The sequence below is a fragment of the Nocardioides psychrotolerans genome (genome assembly GCF_943371775.1).
Taxonomy (GTDB): Bacteria; Actinomycetota; Actinomycetes; order Propionibacteriales; family Nocardioidaceae; genus Nocardioides; species Nocardioides psychrotolerans_A.
In genome coordinates, this window is the sequence record NZ_CALRWD010000093.1 from 1 (window position 1) to 17,204 (window position 17,204).

Annotated in this window: 21 protein-coding genes and 1 pseudogene; 12 read left to right on the forward strand and 10 right to left on the reverse strand. The window is 73.8% G+C overall.

What is annotated here, in order from left to right:
• The 7 genes from AAG827_RS19690 to AAG827_RS19720 all read left to right on the forward strand — a co-directional run.
• Positions 1–260 (forward strand): dihydrofolate reductase family protein (locus tag AAG827_RS19690; RefSeq protein ID WP_341927918.1); only part of this gene is annotated, 260 nt, incomplete at its 5' end.
• A gap of 72 nt (positions 261–332) precedes the next feature.
• Entirely contained in the window at positions 333–950 is a 618-nt protein-coding gene (locus AAG827_RS19695) for a hypothetical protein (RefSeq protein WP_341927919.1), read from the forward strand.
• A gap of 30 nt (positions 951–980) precedes the next feature.
• Positions 981–1,793, forward strand: a complete 813-nt coding sequence (locus tag AAG827_RS19700) for an SDR family oxidoreductase (RefSeq protein ID WP_341927920.1) — start codon at positions 981–983, stop codon at positions 1,791–1,793.
• Between the two features lie 9 nt (positions 1,794–1,802).
• Positions 1,803–2,432 carry an MSMEG_1061 family FMN-dependent PPOX-type flavoprotein gene (locus tag AAG827_RS19705; protein WP_341927921.1) on the forward strand — a complete coding sequence of 210 codons (630 nt, stop codon included), beginning with the start codon at positions 1,803–1,805 and terminating at the stop codon, positions 2,430–2,432.
• On the forward strand, positions 2,429–3,220 hold the full coding sequence (dapF, locus tag AAG827_RS19710; protein ID WP_341927922.1) for a diaminopimelate epimerase: 792 nt from the start codon (positions 2,429–2,431) through the stop codon (positions 3,218–3,220). Before AAG827_RS19705 ends, dapF begins: the two co-directional genes overlap by 4 nt.
• Before the next feature lie 20 nt (positions 3,221–3,240).
• Entirely contained in the window at positions 3,241–4,017 is a 777-nt protein-coding gene (locus tag AAG827_RS19715) for an SDR family oxidoreductase (RefSeq protein WP_341927923.1), read from the forward strand.
• A 75-nt stretch (positions 4,018–4,092) separates the two neighbouring features.
• The gene (locus tag AAG827_RS19720; RefSeq protein ID WP_341927924.1) at positions 4,093–5,682 is read left to right on the forward strand and encodes an alkaline phosphatase D family protein; all 1,590 of its coding nucleotides are present in this window, start codon (positions 4,093–4,095) and stop codon (positions 5,680–5,682) included.
• On the opposite strand, the gene AAG827_RS19725 is transcribed toward AAG827_RS19720, so the two are convergent.
• On the reverse strand, positions 5,600–6,280 hold the full coding sequence (locus AAG827_RS19725; protein WP_341927925.1) for a nucleoside/nucleotide kinase family protein: 681 nt from the start codon (positions 6,278–6,280) through the stop codon (positions 5,600–5,602). The two genes, AAG827_RS19720 and AAG827_RS19725, sit on opposite strands and share 83 nt — an antisense overlap.
• A 23-nt stretch (positions 6,281–6,303) precedes the next feature.
• Positions 6,304–6,846 carry a maleylpyruvate isomerase family mycothiol-dependent enzyme gene (locus AAG827_RS19730; protein WP_341927926.1) on the reverse strand — a complete coding sequence of 181 codons (543 nt, stop codon included), beginning with the start codon at positions 6,844–6,846 and terminating at the stop codon, positions 6,304–6,306.
• A gap of 51 nt (positions 6,847–6,897) precedes the next feature.
• On the opposite strand from AAG827_RS19730, the gene AAG827_RS19735 reads away from it, so the two are divergent.
• Entirely contained in the window at positions 6,898–7,746 is an 849-nt protein-coding gene (locus tag AAG827_RS19735) for a helix-turn-helix domain-containing protein (RefSeq protein WP_341927927.1), read from the forward strand.
• Positions 7,747–7,807: 61 nt separating this feature from the next.
• Positions 7,808–9,337, forward strand: coding sequence for a GTPase HflX (gene hflX, locus AAG827_RS19740; RefSeq protein WP_341927928.1), 1,530 nt, complete (start codon positions 7,808–7,810; stop codon positions 9,335–9,337).
• A 4-nt stretch (positions 9,338–9,341) separates the two neighbouring features.
• On the opposite strand, the gene AAG827_RS19745 is transcribed toward hflX, so the two are convergent.
• From AAG827_RS19745 to AAG827_RS19765, 5 genes are read right to left on the reverse strand one after another with little or no spacing between them, the layout of a single operon-like run.
• Positions 9,342–9,539 carry a ferredoxin gene (locus AAG827_RS19745; RefSeq protein WP_341927929.1) on the reverse strand — a complete coding sequence of 66 codons (198 nt, stop codon included), beginning with the start codon at positions 9,537–9,539 and terminating at the stop codon, positions 9,342–9,344.
• Positions 9,536–10,768 carry an NADH-ubiquinone oxidoreductase-F iron-sulfur binding region domain-containing protein gene (locus tag AAG827_RS19750; protein WP_341927930.1) on the reverse strand — a complete coding sequence of 411 codons (1,233 nt, stop codon included), beginning with the start codon at positions 10,766–10,768 and terminating at the stop codon, positions 9,536–9,538. Before AAG827_RS19750 ends, AAG827_RS19745 begins: the two co-directional genes overlap by 4 nt.
• Entirely contained in the window at positions 10,765–11,355 is a 591-nt protein-coding gene (locus AAG827_RS19755) for a ferric reductase (RefSeq protein ID WP_341927931.1), read from the reverse strand. The genes AAG827_RS19750 and AAG827_RS19755 overlap by 4 nt, the downstream gene beginning before the upstream one ends.
• Positions 11,352–12,299, reverse strand: coding sequence for an FAD:protein FMN transferase (locus tag AAG827_RS19760; protein WP_341927932.1), 948 nt, complete (start codon positions 12,297–12,299; stop codon positions 11,352–11,354). Before AAG827_RS19760 ends, AAG827_RS19755 begins: the two co-directional genes overlap by 4 nt.
• Entirely contained in the window at positions 12,296–12,784 is a 489-nt protein-coding gene (locus AAG827_RS19765) for a hypothetical protein (protein ID WP_341927933.1), read from the reverse strand. Before AAG827_RS19765 ends, AAG827_RS19760 begins: the two co-directional genes overlap by 4 nt.
• 130 nt (positions 12,785–12,914) lie before the next feature.
• Between AAG827_RS19765 and AAG827_RS19770 the strand changes: the two genes are divergently transcribed.
• On the forward strand, positions 12,915–13,376 hold the full coding sequence (locus AAG827_RS19770; RefSeq protein WP_341927934.1) for a hypothetical protein: 462 nt from the start codon (positions 12,915–12,917) through the stop codon (positions 13,374–13,376).
• A gap of 4 nt (positions 13,377–13,380) precedes the next feature.
• Here the strand turns inward: AAG827_RS19770 and AAG827_RS19775 are convergent, their stop codons facing one another.
• Positions 13,381–14,718, reverse strand: a complete 1,338-nt coding sequence (locus AAG827_RS19775; protein WP_341927935.1) for a HAMP domain-containing sensor histidine kinase — start codon at positions 14,716–14,718, stop codon at positions 13,381–13,383.
• A complete protein-coding gene (locus AAG827_RS19780) occupies positions 14,718–15,425 on the reverse strand; it encodes a response regulator transcription factor (RefSeq protein WP_341927936.1) in 708 nt (235 codons plus the stop codon). The genes AAG827_RS19775 and AAG827_RS19780 overlap by 1 nt, the downstream gene beginning before the upstream one ends.
• Positions 15,426–15,475: 50 nt before the next feature.
• Between AAG827_RS19780 and AAG827_RS19785 the strand changes: the two genes are divergently transcribed.
• Together AAG827_RS19785 and AAG827_RS19790 are read left to right on the forward strand one after the other, a co-directional pair.
• Positions 15,476–16,135: a hypothetical protein gene (locus AAG827_RS19785; RefSeq protein ID WP_341927937.1), complete on the forward strand. Its 660-nt coding sequence runs from the start codon at positions 15,476–15,478 to the stop codon at positions 16,133–16,135.
• A gap of 87 nt (positions 16,136–16,222) precedes the next feature.
• The gene (locus AAG827_RS19790) at positions 16,223–16,915 is read left to right on the forward strand and encodes an SGNH/GDSL hydrolase family protein (RefSeq protein WP_341927938.1); all 693 of its coding nucleotides are present in this window, start codon (positions 16,223–16,225) and stop codon (positions 16,913–16,915) included.
• Here the strand turns inward: AAG827_RS19790 and AAG827_RS19795 are convergent.
• Positions 16,912–17,204: pseudogene (locus AAG827_RS19795) on the reverse strand (alpha/beta hydrolase); the annotation flags it as partial. The gene AAG827_RS19790 and the pseudogene AAG827_RS19795 sit on opposite strands and share 4 nt — an antisense overlap.

A 17,204-nucleotide genomic window follows, 5' to 3' on the forward strand; every position in this document is an offset into this window, starting at 1 on the left:
CGCCGGTCGCGGAGGTCCACGCGGCGATGGTGGCCGCTGCGGGCGAGCGCGACGTCTGGGTGGTCGGCGGCGGCGACCTCGCCGGACAGCTCGCCGACGCCGGCCTGCTCGACGAGGTGGTCGTCTCGATCGCGCCGGTCACCCTCGGCGCGGGCCGGCCGCTCCTCCCGCGCCGCTACGACCTGCGCCTCACCGAGCTCGCGCGCAACGGTGCCTTCGCGTGCGCCCGCTACGACGTCGTGGGAGCCCGGCCGCAATGACCCGTCTGGGCTCTGGTGGCCCCCACCCGCGCTCCCTAGCGTGAGAGGTCCCCGAGACCACCTGGAGCTCCGATGCACCTCAGACCCACCTACTCCGGCGTCGTCTCGACGCTCGCCCTGGTCGTCGCCCTCTCGGGCACGGCCTACGCCGCCGCCACCCTGACCGGTGCCGACGTCAAGGACGGGTCGCTCACGGGTCGCGACGTGCGCAACAACTCGATCACCAGCAACGACGTGCGCGAGCTGACGAAGAAGGACCTCCGGCCGGGCGTGCTGCCCCAGCCGGGCCCGGGCGCGCGCATGGAGGCCTCGGGTGCGCTCACGGTGCCCGGCGGACCGGACAACTCCTTCGAGATGGACACCGAGGCCTTCGACACCGGCAGCATGTACGTCGCCCCCGACGACTTCCTCACCGTCACACGCACGGGGACCTACCTCGTGACCGGCGTCGTGCACTACGGCCAGTCGTCCGCCCAGCGCCAGCTGCGCATCGTGGTCGACGGCGACGTCGCAGCGCTCGTCACCGACTCCGGGGCCGACACGCAACGCACCGCGCAGGTGACCTCGCTGCTGAGGCTGACCACGGGACAGCGGCTCACGTTGGGCACCTTCAGCGGCAATGCGGTGGCGGTCGTCGACTTCAACAGCGCCAACGACGCCTGGCTCGCGGCCCAGTGGATGGCTCCCTGACCGGCGTACGGCGGCCCTAGGCTCCAGGACATGAGCCTCCCGCAGCCCGGCCCCGACCGCACCGCCGTCGTCACCGGCGCCTCCTCGGGCATCGGGGCCGAGATCGCCCGCGAGCTGGCGCGTCGGGGTCACCAGGTGACGCTGGTGGCCCGCACGGTCGGCAGGCTGCAGGAGCTGGCCGAGGAGATCACGGCGACCGGCGGGCGGGCCGACGTGATCGGCTGCGACCTGTCCGACCGGGCGGCCCGTGCTCAGCTGCTCGACCGGCTGACCGACCTCGGGCTGGTGCCCGACGTCCTGGTCAACAACGCCGGTCTGTCGACGCTCGGTCCGGTGAGCCGGGCCGACCCGGCGGCGGAGATGAACATGATCGAGGTCGACGTCGTCGCGGTCGCCGACCTGTGCACCCGCTTCCTGCCCGGCATGGTCGACCGCGGCCGCGGGTCGGTGCTCAACGTCGCCTCGACCGCCGCCTTCCAGCCGCTGCCCGGGCAGGCGGGCTACGGCGCCGGCAAGGCCTTCGTGCTCTCCTACACGCAGTCGCTGGCCGGTGAGCTGCGCGGCACCGGCGTCACCGCCACCACCCTGTGCCCCGGCCCGGTCGACACCGGCTTCGGCGAGGCCGCCGGCTTCTCGAAGCAGGATGCCGAGGAGGCGCTGCCGGCCGTCATGTGGGTCGGCGCTGCCGACGTGGCCAAGGCTGCGGTCGACGGCATGGCCAAGGGGCGCCTCGTCGTCATCCCCGGGAGGGTCAACCGGCTCGCCGCCGCGCTCTCACAGGTCACCCCGCGCAGCCTGCTGCTGCCGGTGCTGGCGCGCAGCCACCCGGGCCTGCGCGAGTAGGTTGGGCCCGTGAGCGCCTGGACCGAGATCACCACCGTCGACGCCCTCGTCGACCTCCTCGGCGAGCCCAACGCCCGCGCTGCGGGCAAGGGCCGCACCGCGCTGCTCGACGTCGACCGCAACTGGCTCGCCGCCTCGCCGTTCTGCGTCATGGCCACGGCCTCCGACACCGGCACCTGCGACGCCTCGCCCAAGGGAGACCCGGCCGGGCAGCTGGTGCACGTCCTCGACGACACCACGATCGCGCTGGCCGAGCGCCCGGGCAACCGACGTGCCGACGGCTATCGCAACATCCTGGCCAACCCCCACATCGGCCTGCACTTCCTGATCCCCGGTCGCGGCGACACCCTGCGGGTCAACGGCCGGGCACGGCTGGTCAGCGACGCACCGTTCTTCGACGAAATGGTCGTCAAGGGGCACCGGCCGCTGCTCGCGGTGGTCGTCGACGTCGAGGAGGTCTTCTTCCACTGCTCGAAGGCCTTCCTGCGCTCGCAGCTGTGGCAGCCCGAGACCTGGGACCCCACCGGGCACGTCCCGCGTCGGGCCGTCATCGCCCACGACGTCGAGCCCAGCGGGATGAGCGTCGAGGAGCTCGACGCCTACTACGGACCCTCCTACGCAGAAGGCCTCTACCGATGACCTACCCCTTCCTCAAGGGCCACGGCACCGAGAACGACTTCGTCCTGCTGCCCGACCACGACGGCAGCGTCCACGGCGACCTGTCGGCCGAGCGGGTGCGCGCGCTCTGCGACCGCCGCGCCGGCATCGGCGGCGACGGGGTCCTGCGGGTGCTGCGCCGCGACGGCGGCTGGTTCATGGACTATCGCAACGCCGACGGCTCCGTCTCCGAGATGTGCGGCAACGGGATCCGCGTCTTCGGCCGCCACCTCGTCGAGGAGGGGCTCGCCGACCCCTCCCGGCCGCTCGAGGTCGACACCCGCGACGGGATCAAGGTGCTCACCTTCGACGGTGATGACATCACCGTCGACATGGGGGCCCCGAAGGTCCTCGGCGGGACCGAGGTCTCCGTGCCGGGTCACACGTGGCCCGCGCTGCACGTCGACATGGGCAACCCGCACGCGGTCGCCTTCCTCGACGACCTCGACGACGCCGGGCCGCTGCTCGAGGCCCCGACCCATGACCCGGCGGTCTACCCCGCGGGCGTCAACGTCGAGCTCGTCGTGCGCCGAGGGCCGCAGCACGTCGCCATGCGGGTGCACGAGAGGGGCTCGGGGGAGACCCGGTCCTGCGGCACGGGCGCCTGTGCGGTGATGGTCGCGACGGCGTTGGCCGACGGCGCACCGCGGGGCACGGCGTACACGATCGACCTGCCGGGCGGCACCCTCTCGATCACCTGGACCGAGGACGACCGGGTGCTCATGACGGGCCCTGCTCTCATCGTGGCCCGCGGCACCACGGCCCTCTGAGCGCCACTAAAGTCCGCTGCATGGAACTCACCGGATCTTCTGCCATCGTCACCGGCGCGGCCTCGGGCATCGGCGCGGCCGCCGCCCGCGCGCTCGCCGCCAAGGGCGCCACCGTCGTGGTCGCCGACCTCCAGGCCGACAAGGGCGAGGCCCTGGCCGAGGAGATCAAGGGCGTCTTCGTCCAGGTCGACGTGACCAACACCGAGCAGATCGCCGACGCGGTCAAGGTCGCCTCCGACATCGCGCCGCTGCGCGCGGTCGTCAACTCCGCCGGGATCGGCTGGGCCCAGCGCACGATCGGCCGTGACGGCCTGGTCGAGTCGGCCCACTCGCTCGAGGCGTTCACCAAGGTCGTGCAGATCAACCTGATCGGCACCTTCGACATGGTGCGCCAGGCCGCCACCGCGATGAGCCGGAACGAGCCCGACGCGGACGGTTGCCGCGGCGCCATCGTCAACCTGGCCTCGGTCGCCGCGTTCGACGGCCAGATCGGCCAGGCCTCCTACTCCGCCTCCAAGGGCGGCGTCGTCGGCATGACCCTCCCGGTCGCGCGCGACCTGTCGGCCGCGGGCATCCGCCTCAACACCGTGGCGCCCGGCCTGATCGACACCCCGATCTACGGCGAGGGTCCCGACTCGGAGGCCTTCAAGGCCAACCTCGGCCAGAACGTGCTCTTCCCCAAGCGCCTCGGCACGCCCGAGGAGCTGGCGAGCATGGTCGTGGAGTGCCTCACCAACGCCTACATGAACGGTGAGGTCGTCCGCGTCGACGGTGGCATCCGGATGCCCCCCAAGTAGGACTTCGGGTGCTGTTGGGCGACCCGTCACCGAGGCGTCCCGGTCCGGTCAACCGGGCCGGGTCGACTCGGGGGCGTGGTCGCGCTGGAGCAGCCCAGGATCGGTCGTCGCAGCACCCTCTTCGCGGGGGTCGCCGTCGGGGCGGTCCCCGGTCTCGTGGGGGCCGGGATCGGACGGGAGCTGCCCGCCCTGCTGAAGGGACGCGGCTCCATCACCGGGGCCCGCACCGGTGAGGTGAGCACCGGCTCGGCGGTCGTGTGGGCGCGCGCCGGCCAGCAGGGCCGCCTGATGCTGCGCCTGGAGAGCAACGGGCGCCGGCTGCGCTCGGTGCGCGGCCCGTGGACCGACGCGCGCAGCGACTACACCGCCCGCCTCCAGCTGACCGGGCTCACGCCCGGTCGCCAGTACGACGCCACGGTGTGGTTCACCGGGCCGGGCGGCTCCGGAGGCGACTCGCCCCCGGAGCGCCTCACCTTCCGCACGGCCCCGCTGCACGCCGCGGCGCAGTCGTTCGTCTGGTCCGGCGACACCTGTGGGCAGGGCTGGGGGATCAACCCCGAGCTCGGCGGGCTCACGGCCTATCGCGCGATGCTCGACACCCGGCCCGACTTCTTCGTCCACTGCGGCGACACCATCTACGGCGACGAGCCGATGGAGGAGACGGTCGTCGAGGACGACGGCCACGTGTGGCGCAATGAGCTGACCGACGCGGTCACGCACGTCGCCGAGACGCTGGCCGACTTCCGGGGCCGCCACCGCTACACCCTCGCCGACGACCACGTGCGGGCGCTCTACGCCGAGGTGCCCACGATCGCGATGTGGGACGACCACGAGACGGCCAACAACTGGTATCCCGGCGAGCTGACCGACGACGACCGTTACACCGAGCGACGCTGCGACGTCCTGGCGGCGCGGGGGCGGCGGGCCTGGCAGGAGTTTCAGCCCGTGCCCCTGGATCGCCTCGTCGCCGAGACGGGGGACGGCTTCGCGGGCCTGCGGATCTATCGCAAGGTCGCGCGCGGGCAGCACCTCGACGTGTTCTGCCTCGACATGCGCTCCTACCGCGGCGCCAACTCCGGGGCCGACGACACCGGGATCCTGGGGCCGGTGCAGGAGGCGTGGCTGGTCGAGTCGCTGACCGCCTCGACGGCCACCTGGAAGGTGGTCTGCGCCGACCTCCCGCTCTCCATCCCCTCGACCCACGCCGACGACCTCGACGGTCCGTGCAACGGCGACGACGGCCGCCCCATCGGCCGCGAGCCCGAGATCGCCCGGGTGCTGTCGGCCCTGAAGCGCCACGGGGTGCGCAACGTCGTGTGGCTCACCGCCGACGTCCACTACACCGCCGCCCACCACTACGCGCCGGAGCGGGCGGCCTTCACCGACTTCGACCCGTTCTGGGAGTTCGTCTCCGGACCGATCGCCTCCGAGACGTTCCCCGCCAAGGACGACGAGCTCGACGGGACCTTCGGCCCGGAGGTCGCCTTCTCGCAGGGCAACGCGTCAGGAGGTCGCGAGTCGCCCCGCGCCGGTCACCAGTTCTTCGGCCACGCCCGTGTGGCCGCGACCGGCGAGCTGACGGTCACGTTGCACGACGGGACGGGCGCGGCGTTGTGGTCGAAGGTCCTGGAGCCGCAGGAGCGACGCCGCCCACGTCCAGTGTGAGGTCGGCACCCGTCGCTGCCGCCTCGACCAGGGCCGCATTGGGCTGGTCGACCTCGCGGACCCAGGCCCGCGCCTGCTCGGGGGTCTTGCCGAACTCCACGTGCCGCGCGACCAGGCGCTGCAGGCGGAGGTCCTCGTCGGCGACGACGTGCCACACGGCGTCGAGCTCGGCGCGCACGGCGGGCCACGCCCCGGTGGGCAGCAGCAGGTAGTTGCCCTCGGTCACCACCAGGTCGGCCGAGCCGGGCACGGCGATCGACCCGGCGACCGGCTGCTCGAGGTCGCGCTCGAAGGCCGGCGCCATCACCAGCGGCTCCCGGCCGCGCACCCGCCGCAGCAGCACGGCGTACCCCTCGGCGTCGAAGGTCTCCGGCGCGCCCTTGCGATGTCGCAGGCCCCGGCGCTCGAGCTCGACGTTGGCCAGGTGGAAGCCGTCCATCGGGACGACCGTGGCGCCGTGCCGGCTCGCGAGCAGGGCGGCCAGCGTGGACTTGCCGGCCCCGGGTGCTCCGGTGATCCCGAGCATCCGCCCGCCGCGACGGGCCAGGTCGGCGAGCAGGTCGTCGAGCTCGTGGGCGTCGGGGGAGAGGCGGAGCACCCGGCGATCGTCGCAGGTCTCGCTCAGGCGGCGCGGCCCATCCGCGCCAGCAGCCGCGTCTGACGCGGGGCGTCGGCGTCGGCGTCGAGCGCGGGGCGGCAGATGCCCTCGCCGTAGAGGTGCTCGCCGAAGCCGTCGAGCGCCTGGTCGATCCGGTCCATCTGCGCGTCGTCCCACGTGACGTCGCGGCCGAGCGCGCGGGCGACGTCCCACTGGTGGACGAGCAGGTCGAAGCCGTAGAACCGGGTCAGCGTCTCGCCGACGGTCGTGGGGCCGAAGAAGCCGGCGTACTCGGTGGCGGTGAAGGAGTCGTCGGCCAGCAGTCGTCGTACGACGGCGTCGTGGGCGGCCCACACCTCCGGCGGTGTGCCGGTGGGCCGCTCGCCGATCTCGGCGTCGCGCTGGGCGAGGAAGTCGCGCTGGGTGTCGACGACGTGGGCGATGACGTCGGCGGCGCTCCAGCCCTCGCAGGGGCTGGCCGCGCCCCAGTCGGCGTCGGGGGTCGCGAGAAGGGCGGTGAAGGTGTCGGCGTCGGTCAGGTAGGACTGGCTGGTCGTCGTGGTCATGGCTCCACTGTGGACCCGGAGGGCGGCCCGGGTCTGGTAAGAATCCGACACATGACCCAGCGCCCGATCGACCCGGTCGAGCGCGCGCACCTGCGTGACGCACGTGGCTTCAGCCCTCCGGTGCACCGTTTCGCACCGTCGCCCGCTCTCGCCGACGTCGTGCGCCGCTACTGGCTGCCGGTGTGGTCGCTCGCGCCGGGGGAGGTGACGGTGCAGCGGGTGTTGCAGTATCCCGTGTGCCTGCTCGTGATCGCCCGCGACTACGCCCACGTCGTCGGGCCGCAGACGGGGTTGTCGACCAAGGAGCTGAGCGGGTCGGGCTGGGCGGCCGGCGCGATGCTCCAGCCGGGCGCGGGGTCGCTGCTCGTCGGCGGACCGGTCACGATCACCGACACGGTCGTCGACCTGGTGTCGGTGGGCACGCTCGACGGGGCCGGGCTGGTCGCCCGGGTGCGCGAGGTGATGTCGCCCGACCCGTCGGACCCGGCGCGCCAGCAGCAGGCGGTGGCGGCGATCGAGGCGGCGCTGACCGGCCTCGGCCCGCTGGACGAGGAGGGTGCCCTGGTCAACGCCGTCGTCGAGCACGCCGAGGGCGACGCGCGGGTGCAGCGGGTGGGGCAGCTGTGCGAGAAGTTCGCGCTCTCCGAGCGGTCGTTGCAGCGGCTCTGCGCCCGCCGGGTCGGGCTGAGCCCCAAGTGGCTGATCCAGCGGCGCCGGCTGCACGAGGCGGCCGAGCTGCTGCGGCCGTCCTCGGCCGCAGGTGGGACCGCCGGCCCTGTCGACCTGGCGCGGGTCGCCGCCGACCTCGGCTACACCGACCAGGCCCACTTCGGGCGCGACTGGCGGCGGGTGACCGGGCTGACCCCGGGGGAGTTCGCGGCGGAGCCGGGGACGTCCTAGATCGGCCCCACCCCAAAAGGGGTTCGCGCTGCTTCCCCCGCCGACCTACTCTTGAGCACGTATGACTACCGCAAACGCTGACGACTTCAACCTCGACCACGAGCTCGAGGCCACCGACGACTGGGACGACGCGTCGTCCGACGACACCGACGACGACGGCTTCGTCTCCGGCATCGCCGAGCCCGACACCTCCTGGGCCGACGAGCCCGACCCCGAGGACGAGCCGACGGTCGGGGCGATGGAGCTCGCCGAGCGCCACCAGCTGCGCCGCGTCGCGAGCCTGCGCACCGAGCTCGAGGACATCACCGAGGTCGAATACCGCCAGCTCCGCCTGGAGCGCGTGGTGCTCGTCGGGGTGTGGACCGAGGGCACCGTGCAGGACGCCGAGAACTCCATGGCCGAGCTCGCGCTGCTCGCCGAGACCGCCGGCTCGGAGGTGCTCGAGGCGATCTACCAGCGCCGTCAGACGCCCGACCCGGCCACCTACATCGGTCGCGGCAAGGTCGAGGGCCTGCTCGAGATCGTGCAGGCCACCGGCGCCGACACCGTCGTCCTCGACGGCGAGCTCGCGCCCAGCCAGCTGAGGAACCTCGAGGACCGGCTCAAGGTCAAGGCCGTCGACCGGACCGCGCTGATCCTCGACATCTTCGCCCAGCACGCCAAGTCCAAGGAGGGCCAGGCCCAGGTCGAGCTGGCCCAGCTGCAGTACATGAAGCAGCGCCTGCGCGGCTGGGGTGGCAACCTCTCCCGCCAGGCCGGTGGCCGGGTCGGCGCCGACGGCGGCGGCATCGGTGGTCGTGGTCCCGGTGAGACGAAGATCGAGACCGACCGTCGCCGCATCAACGACAAGATCGCCAAGCTGCGCCGCGAGCTCCGGGCCATGAAGGGCACCCGCGACAACAAGCGCCAGGAGCGCCAGCGCAACCAGATCCCCTCGGTCGCCATCGCGGGCTACACCAACGCCGGCAAGTCGTCGCTGCTCAACCGCCTCACCGGCGCCGGGGTGCTGGTCGAGGACTCGCTGTTCGCGACGCTCGACCCCACGGTCCGCCGCACGACGACCACGGACGGGCGCGTCTACACGATGAGCGACACCGTCGGCTTCGTGCGGCACCTGCCGCACCAGCTGATCGAGGCGTTCCGCTCGACGCTCGAGGAGGTGGCCGACTCCGACCTGATCCTCCACGTCGTCGACGGCTCCCACCCCGACCCCGAGGGGCAGCTGGCCGCCGTGCGCGAGGTGCTGGTCGAGATCGGTGCCGAGCAGGTGCCGGAGCTCGTGATCATCAACAAGGCCGACGCCGCCGACCCGATGGTGATCGCGCGGGTCCAGCAGCGCGAGCCTCACTCGATCGTCGTCAGCGCCCGCACCGGCGAGGGCATCGCCGAGGCGCTCGCGGTCATCGAGGGCGAGCTGCCGCGGCCGGGCGTGGAGTTCAACGCGCTCCTGCCCTACGAGCGCGGTGACCTGGTCAACCGGATCCACCAGGAGGGCGAGATCGCCACCCTGGAGCACACTGGTGAGGGCACGCTCGTGCGCGGTCGGGCCAACGACGACCTGGCCGGCGAGCTCGCCGGTTACGCCGTCTGAGGGCTCACGACCCGACGATCCGCAGCGCGAGCCGCGGACAGGCTCGTACGGCGGCGCGGGCGTCGGCGAGCAGGTCCTCGGTGACCTCGCCCGTGACGAGCGGGTAGCCCCAGGGGTCGAGCTGCACGATCTCGGGCAGCAGCTCGTGGCACAGCCCGCGCGCCCGGCACGCGGGCCAGTCGACCCGCAGCTCGCGGCTCATCGGGCCGCTCCTGCCAGCTGGGCGGAGCTCACCGTGCAGCTGCCGTGCTGGTGGGCGGCGACCTCGTCGGGCAGCGTGAGCAGCAGCGACCGGACCAGCCGCACGGTGCCGTCGGGATGGGCGCAGGCGCCGCGACGGGCGACGAGGCCGCAGAGCTCCTCGACCCGCTGCCGCGAGCCCGTGCCCTCGAGCAGGCCCCGGACGGCCTCGGCCAGGGCGGGCAGCCCGTTGAAGCACGGCCCGCAGCGTCTCGTGCTCTGGCCGGCGAGGTGCTCGACGATGTCGGTCGTGACCTGCAGGCAGCAGGCGGACGGGCCGGGCAGCAGGACCACACCGGCACCGAGGGGAGCGCCCAGGGAGGTCATGCCGGGCACCGAGACCAGGGCGTTGGCCAGGGTCGGCCAGGTCGCCCACGACCCGTGGAAGCCGCCGACGATGCCGGGTGACCCCGCGGCCGAGACCGGCAGGACGTCGCGCAGCCGCGAGCCGTAGGCCACCTCGTGGACCGCCGGGCGGGCGCCGCGGGACGTCACGGTCAGCAACGTCGTGCCGGGCTCGCTCGTCGTCCCGCGAAGCCGGTAGCCCGCTGCTCCCCGCAGGACCAGCAGCCCCACGTGGGCCCAGGTCTCGGCGTTGGACAGCAGTGTGGGGCGCCGCTTGACCCCGGACACCGCCTCGGGGTCCCACGCCGTGACGGGGAGGTTGGGCCGGCGCTCGATCAGCTCGACCACGGCGCGTGCCTGTCCCGAGACGAAGCGTCCCTCGGTGACGTGCTCGACGAGACGGACACCGTCGGTCCGCTCGGCCATGGCGGCGCGCATGCGCTCCGCCGCGAGGGGGCGCTCGCCCGGCAGCACCACGTGCACCTCACGCGCCTTCAGCGCACGGGCCGTCGTGATCGCTCCGTCGAGCACCAGGTGGGGACGGCGCAGGGCCAGGGCCGTGTCCTTGCTGCTGGCCGTCTCTCCCTCGGCGAGGTTGACGACCACCAGCGCCCGCCGCCCTCGGCCCGCGGCCGCGAGCTTGGTGGCGAACGGGAACGCGGCTCCACCCCGGCCCCGCAGGCCCACCGCCTCGACCAGGGCCTGCAGCTCGGCGAGCGACGACGCCCGGGGCTCGTCGTACTGCTGGCGGTGGGCGGCGAGGCCCGGTCCGCGCTCGAGACCGTCGAGCAGGGCGGGGCCGGGGTGGATGTCGATCTCGTCGGGGAGCGGTGGCAGGAGGCTCACGGTGCCACCACCACGTCCGCGCGACGAGCGGGCCGGGCGCGTCGTCGTCTCCGCTTCGCGACCAGGCCGAGGCGGTAGGTCGCAGCCGTCAGGACGGCGCCCACGCACAGGACCGTCGGGGTCACGGCGAGGCCGGAGACGTCCTCGAGGTCGGTGCCGATGCCGATGCCGTGCGCGACACCGAGGGCCCAGCTGACCCACGCGAGCAGGTGGACGCGGCTCCAGAGCCCGTGGTGCAGGCGGGTGCGGAGCAGGCTGGTCACGACGATGACGGCGATCAGGTCGAGCGCCAGGGTGCCGAGCCCGAGCCAGAGCGGCTCGTAGGTCGCCCCGATCGGCACCAGGGCCTGCCACCAGCGGATGTCGACGAACGAGTCGGCGACGGCGGTCACGACGTGGACGACCAGCGCGACCACCGACAGCAGCGCGATGTTGCGGTGCAGGTCCTGGGTCACGAAGGCCGGCAGCCGGCGGCCGGGGCGACGCCCGACCGAGAGGACGCCCAGCACGACGCTCACGGTCAGGAGCACCATGATGACGATGCCCGAGCCTCGGTTGAGGTACCACAGCAGCGCTCCGTCGGTCATGCCACGCTCTCCTTCGTCGGTGGGGCTTCCGGGATCGGCCAGCCGCCCAGGTGCCGCAGGGCGCCGTCGTGCGCGACGAGGCGGGCGGTGACGGCGTGCTCGTCGAGCCAGGCCGGCGCGTCGGCGCCGAGCACCAGGGCGGCGGTGGTCGCGGTGTTGGCGGCGACACAGGTCTCGCCGACCGCCGTGGCGGTGCGCCAGGGGCCGCTCGTGGGCCGGCCGGTGCGGGGGTCGAGCAGGTGGTGGCGTCGTACGCCGTGCCGGGTCCAGCGCCGCACCTGCGTGCTGGAGGTCGCGAGCCCGCCGTGGGACAGGGTGACGGTCGTGTCGGCCGGGGCGCCGGGGTGCTCGGAGACGTCGACGACCCACGGTGTCCCGTCGGGGGAGGCCACGCGCAGGTCGCCGCCGACGCTGACGACGGCGGGCCCGAGACCGGCGTCCTCCCAGACCGAGGCGATCAGGTCGGCGCTCCACGCCTTGCCGGTCGCCCCGAGATCGAGCTCGGTGCCGTCGGGCACACGCAGGGTGTCGACACCGAGCCCGATCAGTTTCCACGCGTCGGGGGACGGGGGATCCCCGGCGACGTCGTGGGTCTCGCCCAGCTGCTCGAGCAGCCGGAAGTCGCGGTCGTAGCCGAGCTGCACCAGCGTGCGGCCCAGCAGCGGGTCGACCAGCCCGTCGGTCAGGGAGGCGGCGTCCCGGGCGACCCGCACGGCCTCGACGAGGAGGGGGTCGACCTCGACCCACTGCCCGGGGTGCCGGTTGGCCCGGCGCAGGTCGGAGTCGTCGCGGAAGCGGCTGCACACCTCGTCCACGTCGGTCAGCACCGTCTCGGCCAGGTGGCGGGCAGCAGGGAGGTCCGCGGGTCGTCGTACGGCCACGAAGACCTCGGTGCCCAGGGCCGGGAACCGGACGGCCAGCCGACCCGTCAGCGGCTCGCTCACGACCCGCTCGAGGGTGCGGGCGGCGGCGGGGGCGGGGGAGGCGGGGTGTAGCTGGGCGCGGGCGCCGGCGCCGGGGCGCTGCCGCCGCCGGACGAGCCCGAGGCGGGTGGGGTGCTGACCGATCCGCCGCCGCCGAGGCCGGACGAGGACGAGGAGACCGCAGCGCCGGTGACGTAGCGGACCGTCACACGGGTCCGGGTCGGACGCTCGCGCAGCACCACCGCCGGGCGCAGGGCGGCCGACTGGCGCCGGACGATCCTGGCGAGCCGCGTGTGGTAGCGGGCCAGCGCCCGTGCCGCCCGTGCGTCCTGGGCGTCTTGCCGCGCCTGCTGCTCGGCCTGGAGCTGTGCCTGCTCCTCGGTGAAGTCCTGGGCCGCGGCGCCGGCCGCCCAGCCGGTCGACGCCATGGCCGCAGCGGCCACGAGCCCGGTGACAGCGGCGACACCGGTGCGGAAGCGGTCCCTGCTGGTGGCTCGAGTGCTCATGGGGCAAACCTTGCTCACGCCGCGGCAAGAGCGCCTCATCGCTCCGTCAAGTTCAGGTCATGTCCACATTTGACCCGGACTTGAGGTTCCCGCGAGGTGCGCCTAGGGCGGCCCGGACCATCCTCGGGGCATGAAGTCGACCAGCAGCCTCCTCGCCGCCTCCCTCGTCGTCGGTCTGGGAGGCGCCGTCGCCGCCTACCGCGCGACCACCGACGACCTGCCGTCGCTCGAGGCGCCGGCCACCGTGGCATCCGCGGTCGCGTCTCCCGCGCCGCCCCAGGTGGTGCTCCCGGGCGCCCGCTTCCGGTGGGCGCCGTGCGCCGCCGGGGCCACCCTCGAGCAGGGGGTGTGCGTGCGCGACGTGGTCCAGACGATCGTGGTGCCCGCGCCTGCTCCCGCTCCGGTGCCTGCTCCCGCGCCTGCTCCGGTGGCGGCACCGGGAGCCGCCGGCGGTGGGTCCGACGACGGTGCGTCCTACGGCGAGCAGGACGACGACGGGGACGACGACCGCGACGGGGACGACGACGGGGACGACGACGGGGACGACGACGAGCAGGACGACGACGAGGACGACGACCGCGACGATGACTGAGGGCTCAGGCGTGCGTGAGCGGCAGGGTGACCTCGACGAGGGCGCCCCCGGACGGCGCGCGGCCCAGCCTCAGCTCGCCGCCCGCGTCGAGCGCCGTGCGGCGCGCGATGTCGAGGCCGAGGCCGGTCGTGCCCGGGCGATCGGTCCGGGAGCCCCTCGCGAAGCCCGGCCCGCCGTCGCTGACCGACAGGACGACCGCGGCCGCACCGTGGTCGACGTCGGGCGAGACGCTCAGCGAGGTCGCCGGAGAGATGTCCGGAGAGGTGGCCGGAGAGATGTCCAGAGAGATGGCCAACGGGACTCCCTCGGGCGTGTGCGCGAAGACGTTGTCGACGAGGACGTCGACGAGGTCGGTGAGGTCGTCGTGCGCGAGAGCGACCATGGCCGGCTCCTGGGGCAGCGTGATGGTGATCGGTCGGCCCTGGTCCTCGGCGAGGACCCGCCAGAAGGTGGTGCGCTCACCGACGGCGGCGGTGGCGTCGCAGGTCGGTGTCAGGTCCGTGCGCACGGGACGCCGGGCCTCCTTCACGATCGCGTCGACGGTGCGCTGGAGCACCGCGATGTGCTCCTGGAGCCGGTGGGCCAGCTCCGGCTCGGAGACCGCCTCGGCGTCGAGCCGCAGTGCCGTGACCGGCGTGCGCAGCCGGTGCGACAGGTCGCCGACGGCGGCGCGCTCGCTGGCCAGCAGCTCGGCTGTCCGCTCCGCGAGCCCGTTGAGGGCCCGGGCCAGCTCCTGGGTCTCCTCGGTGCCGCGCACCTCGGCGCGGGCCGAGAGCTCACCCTCGCGCAGCCGGTGCGCGGTCCCGGCCACCTCCAGCAGCGGCTCGCTGACCCGACGGCCCAGGCGCGAGGCGAGGACCAGGGCGAGCACGAGCAGCACGGCTCCGAGCCCGATGATGCCGCCCCACGCCCCTGCGACACCGCGGGTGAGCTCGGCCTCGGTGACCGTCGTGCGCACGATGGCGGTGCCGGGCTCGATGAGCACGGGCAGCAGCACCCGACCGCCCTGGTCGTCGATGACTGTGAAGGCCTCGCCGTCCGCGGCGCGCCGCAGCTCGGCGTCCGCGGTGAGCGGCGGGCCGGATCCGAGCTCGCTGCCGTCGGGCATCAGGACCTGGGTCTGCGGGGTGCTGCGAGCGTCGAGGCTGATGACGAGGTCGCCGAGCGTGGGGTCCGCGTGCAGGCCCGCCACCAAGATGGCGACGCTGCGCGCCTCCTGGTCGGCCGCTGCCATGGCCCGGTCCTCCGCGAGCGTGCTCACCAGCAGGCACAGCGGGATCACGAAGGACACCACGACCGTCGACGTCGTGGCGATCACCAGCCATGAGATGCGCCGGCGCATCAGTCCTGCCCGTCCGCCTGGCCGTCTCCCGGGTCGACCAGCCGCACCCCGACCCCGCGCACGCTCAGCAGGTAGCGGGGATCGGCGGCGGTCTCGCCGAGCTTGCGGCGCAGCCACGAGAGGTGGACGTCGACGGTGCGGTCGGAGCCGCCGTAGGCCTGCTGCCACACCTCGGCCAGCAGCTCGCGCTTGGTGACGACCTGCCCGGCGCGCGACGCCAGCAGGAGGAGCACGTCGAACTCCTTGCGCGACAGCTCGACCGGCCTCCCGGCCAGGACCACGGTGCGCGTGCGCTCGTCGATGACCAGGTCGCCGACCCGCAGCGCCGCCACCGCGCTCGCCTCGCGGCCGCCGCGACGCAGCACCGCGCGGATGCGGGCCGCGACCTGGTCGGTGCCGAAGGGCTTCACGACGTAGTCGTCGGCGCCGCTGTCGAGTGCCTTCACCATGGTGGGGTCGTCGTCGCGGGCGGTGATGACGATGATGGGCACGGCGCTCGCGGCGCGGATCATCGAGATCAACGTCAGGCCGTCGACGTCGGGGAGCCCGAGGTCCAGCAGCACCACCTGGGGCTGCTCCTGGAGCACCTGCTCGAGGCCGGCGAGACCGGTGCCGACCGCGATGACGGCATGGCCGCGCTCGCGCAGTCCCCGCTGCACCGCCGTGCGGATGGCGTCGTCGTCCTCCACCACGAGGATGCTGGTCATGTGCGAACCGTAGACCCGGCCGCCCACGGCACTCCTGGAAGGATGACCTCATGAAGGTCGCACGTCCCGCCCTCGTCGGCCTGGTCTCCTGGTTGGCGGTCGTCGCGGTCGGCTCCACGCTGGTGTGGACGGTGATCTCGCACGTCGGTGACGGCCTCGTCACGGTGGCCGAGCCGCGACCCGGCGCGAGCGGGTCGGTGGTGGCGGGAGCCGTCGACGCCGCACCGGGTCGCTCGCAGAGCAGCCGCCCGGGCCAGACGATCACACCCTCCTCGAAGCCGTCCGCGAGCCCGTCCGCGGCAGCCTCCTCCGGTGCCACCGGCCCGTCGCCCACCGACTCGGCTGCGCCGTCCACGGTCCCGGTGAGCCCGTCGTCCCTGCCGTCGCCCGATCGTCCGAGCCAGGGCTCCGACCCCACGCCGAGCGCGTCCAGCTCGAGCCCGCCGGCACCCACCCCGCGCCGGGCGACGTGGCAGGGCCTGGGGGGGACGGTCGAGGCCGAGTGCCGCGGCAGTGCCATCTCCCAAGTCGCGGTGCAGCCCAGCGAGGGGTTCCGGGCCGAGGTCAAGAAGGCCGGGCCGGAGGAGCTCGAGGTGGAGTTCGAGGGCCGCGAGGAGGAGAGCGGGAGCGGCTCCAAGGTGAGCGCACGGTGCCAGGGGGGCGAGCCACGGTTCAGCTCCGAGACCGCCGACGCCGAGGACGACGACTGAGGCGCTCGCGGAAGGTCATGGGGCTGCTTCGATAACGGTTCGGCAATGTGGTCGTGGTCGGGCCCGGTCGTGCCGCACACTTTCGTCGTGATCCATCGGGGGGCGACCATCGCGCGAGCGCGCCTGCTGACGACGGCCGTGTGCCTGTTCGTCGCAGCGTCGCTGCTGACCCTGTGGCTCTCCGACGCCAGCAGCGCCGGGGTCGACCGGTGCGCCCGCTTCGAGCAGGTCGCGGCCGCGCGCCTCGTCTCCGACGTCGGGTCGGGGGAGCGGGTCGTGGTCATCGGTGACTCCTACTCCGTGGGTCTCGGCCTCGACCGGGCCGCCGACTCGTGGCCCTCGCGCCTGCCCGGCCGCATCCACGTCTCCGGCTTCTCGGGCTCCGGGTTCAGCGACCGGGCCAGCGGCTGCGGTCGCGTCTCCTTCGCCGACCGCGCGGCGCGGGCCGTGCGCAACGGCGCCGACCTGGTGGTCGTCGAGGGCGGGCTCAACGACGTCGACCGCACCGACGCCGAGATCCGCGCCGGCTTCGAGCGGCTGATGCGTGCGCTCGGCGACCTGCCCGTGCTCGTCGTCGGCCCGGCCGACGCGCCGTCGCGCACCACGCAGGTGCCTCGCGTCGACGCCCTCCTGGCCGGGCTCGCCGAGCAGCACGGCGCGTCGTACCTCTCGATGCGTGATCTCGACCTGCCCTACCTCGACGACCGGCTGCACCTCACGTCCGCGGGGCACCGCGAGTTCGGCGACGTCGTCGCCGCGTGGGTGGTCGAGCGCGGCTAGCTCAACCCGGCCAGCCCCTTGAGGTCCGCCAGGATCCTGTCGAGCTGAGCCACGAGCGACAGGTGCCCCTCGTCCTCGACGAGGTGGGGCGTGGCTCCGGGCACGTGCGCTGCCAGCCACGCGCCGTGGGCGTAGGGCACCATCGCGTCCTGACGGCCCTGCCAGATCGCGACCGGCACGGAGATCGACGCGAGGTCGAAGCCCCAGGGAGCGGCGGCAGCCAGGCCGTCGTCCCGGACGCCGACGACGCCCTGGGCGGCGGCCCGTCGGAAGGTCTCGGCGAGGTACT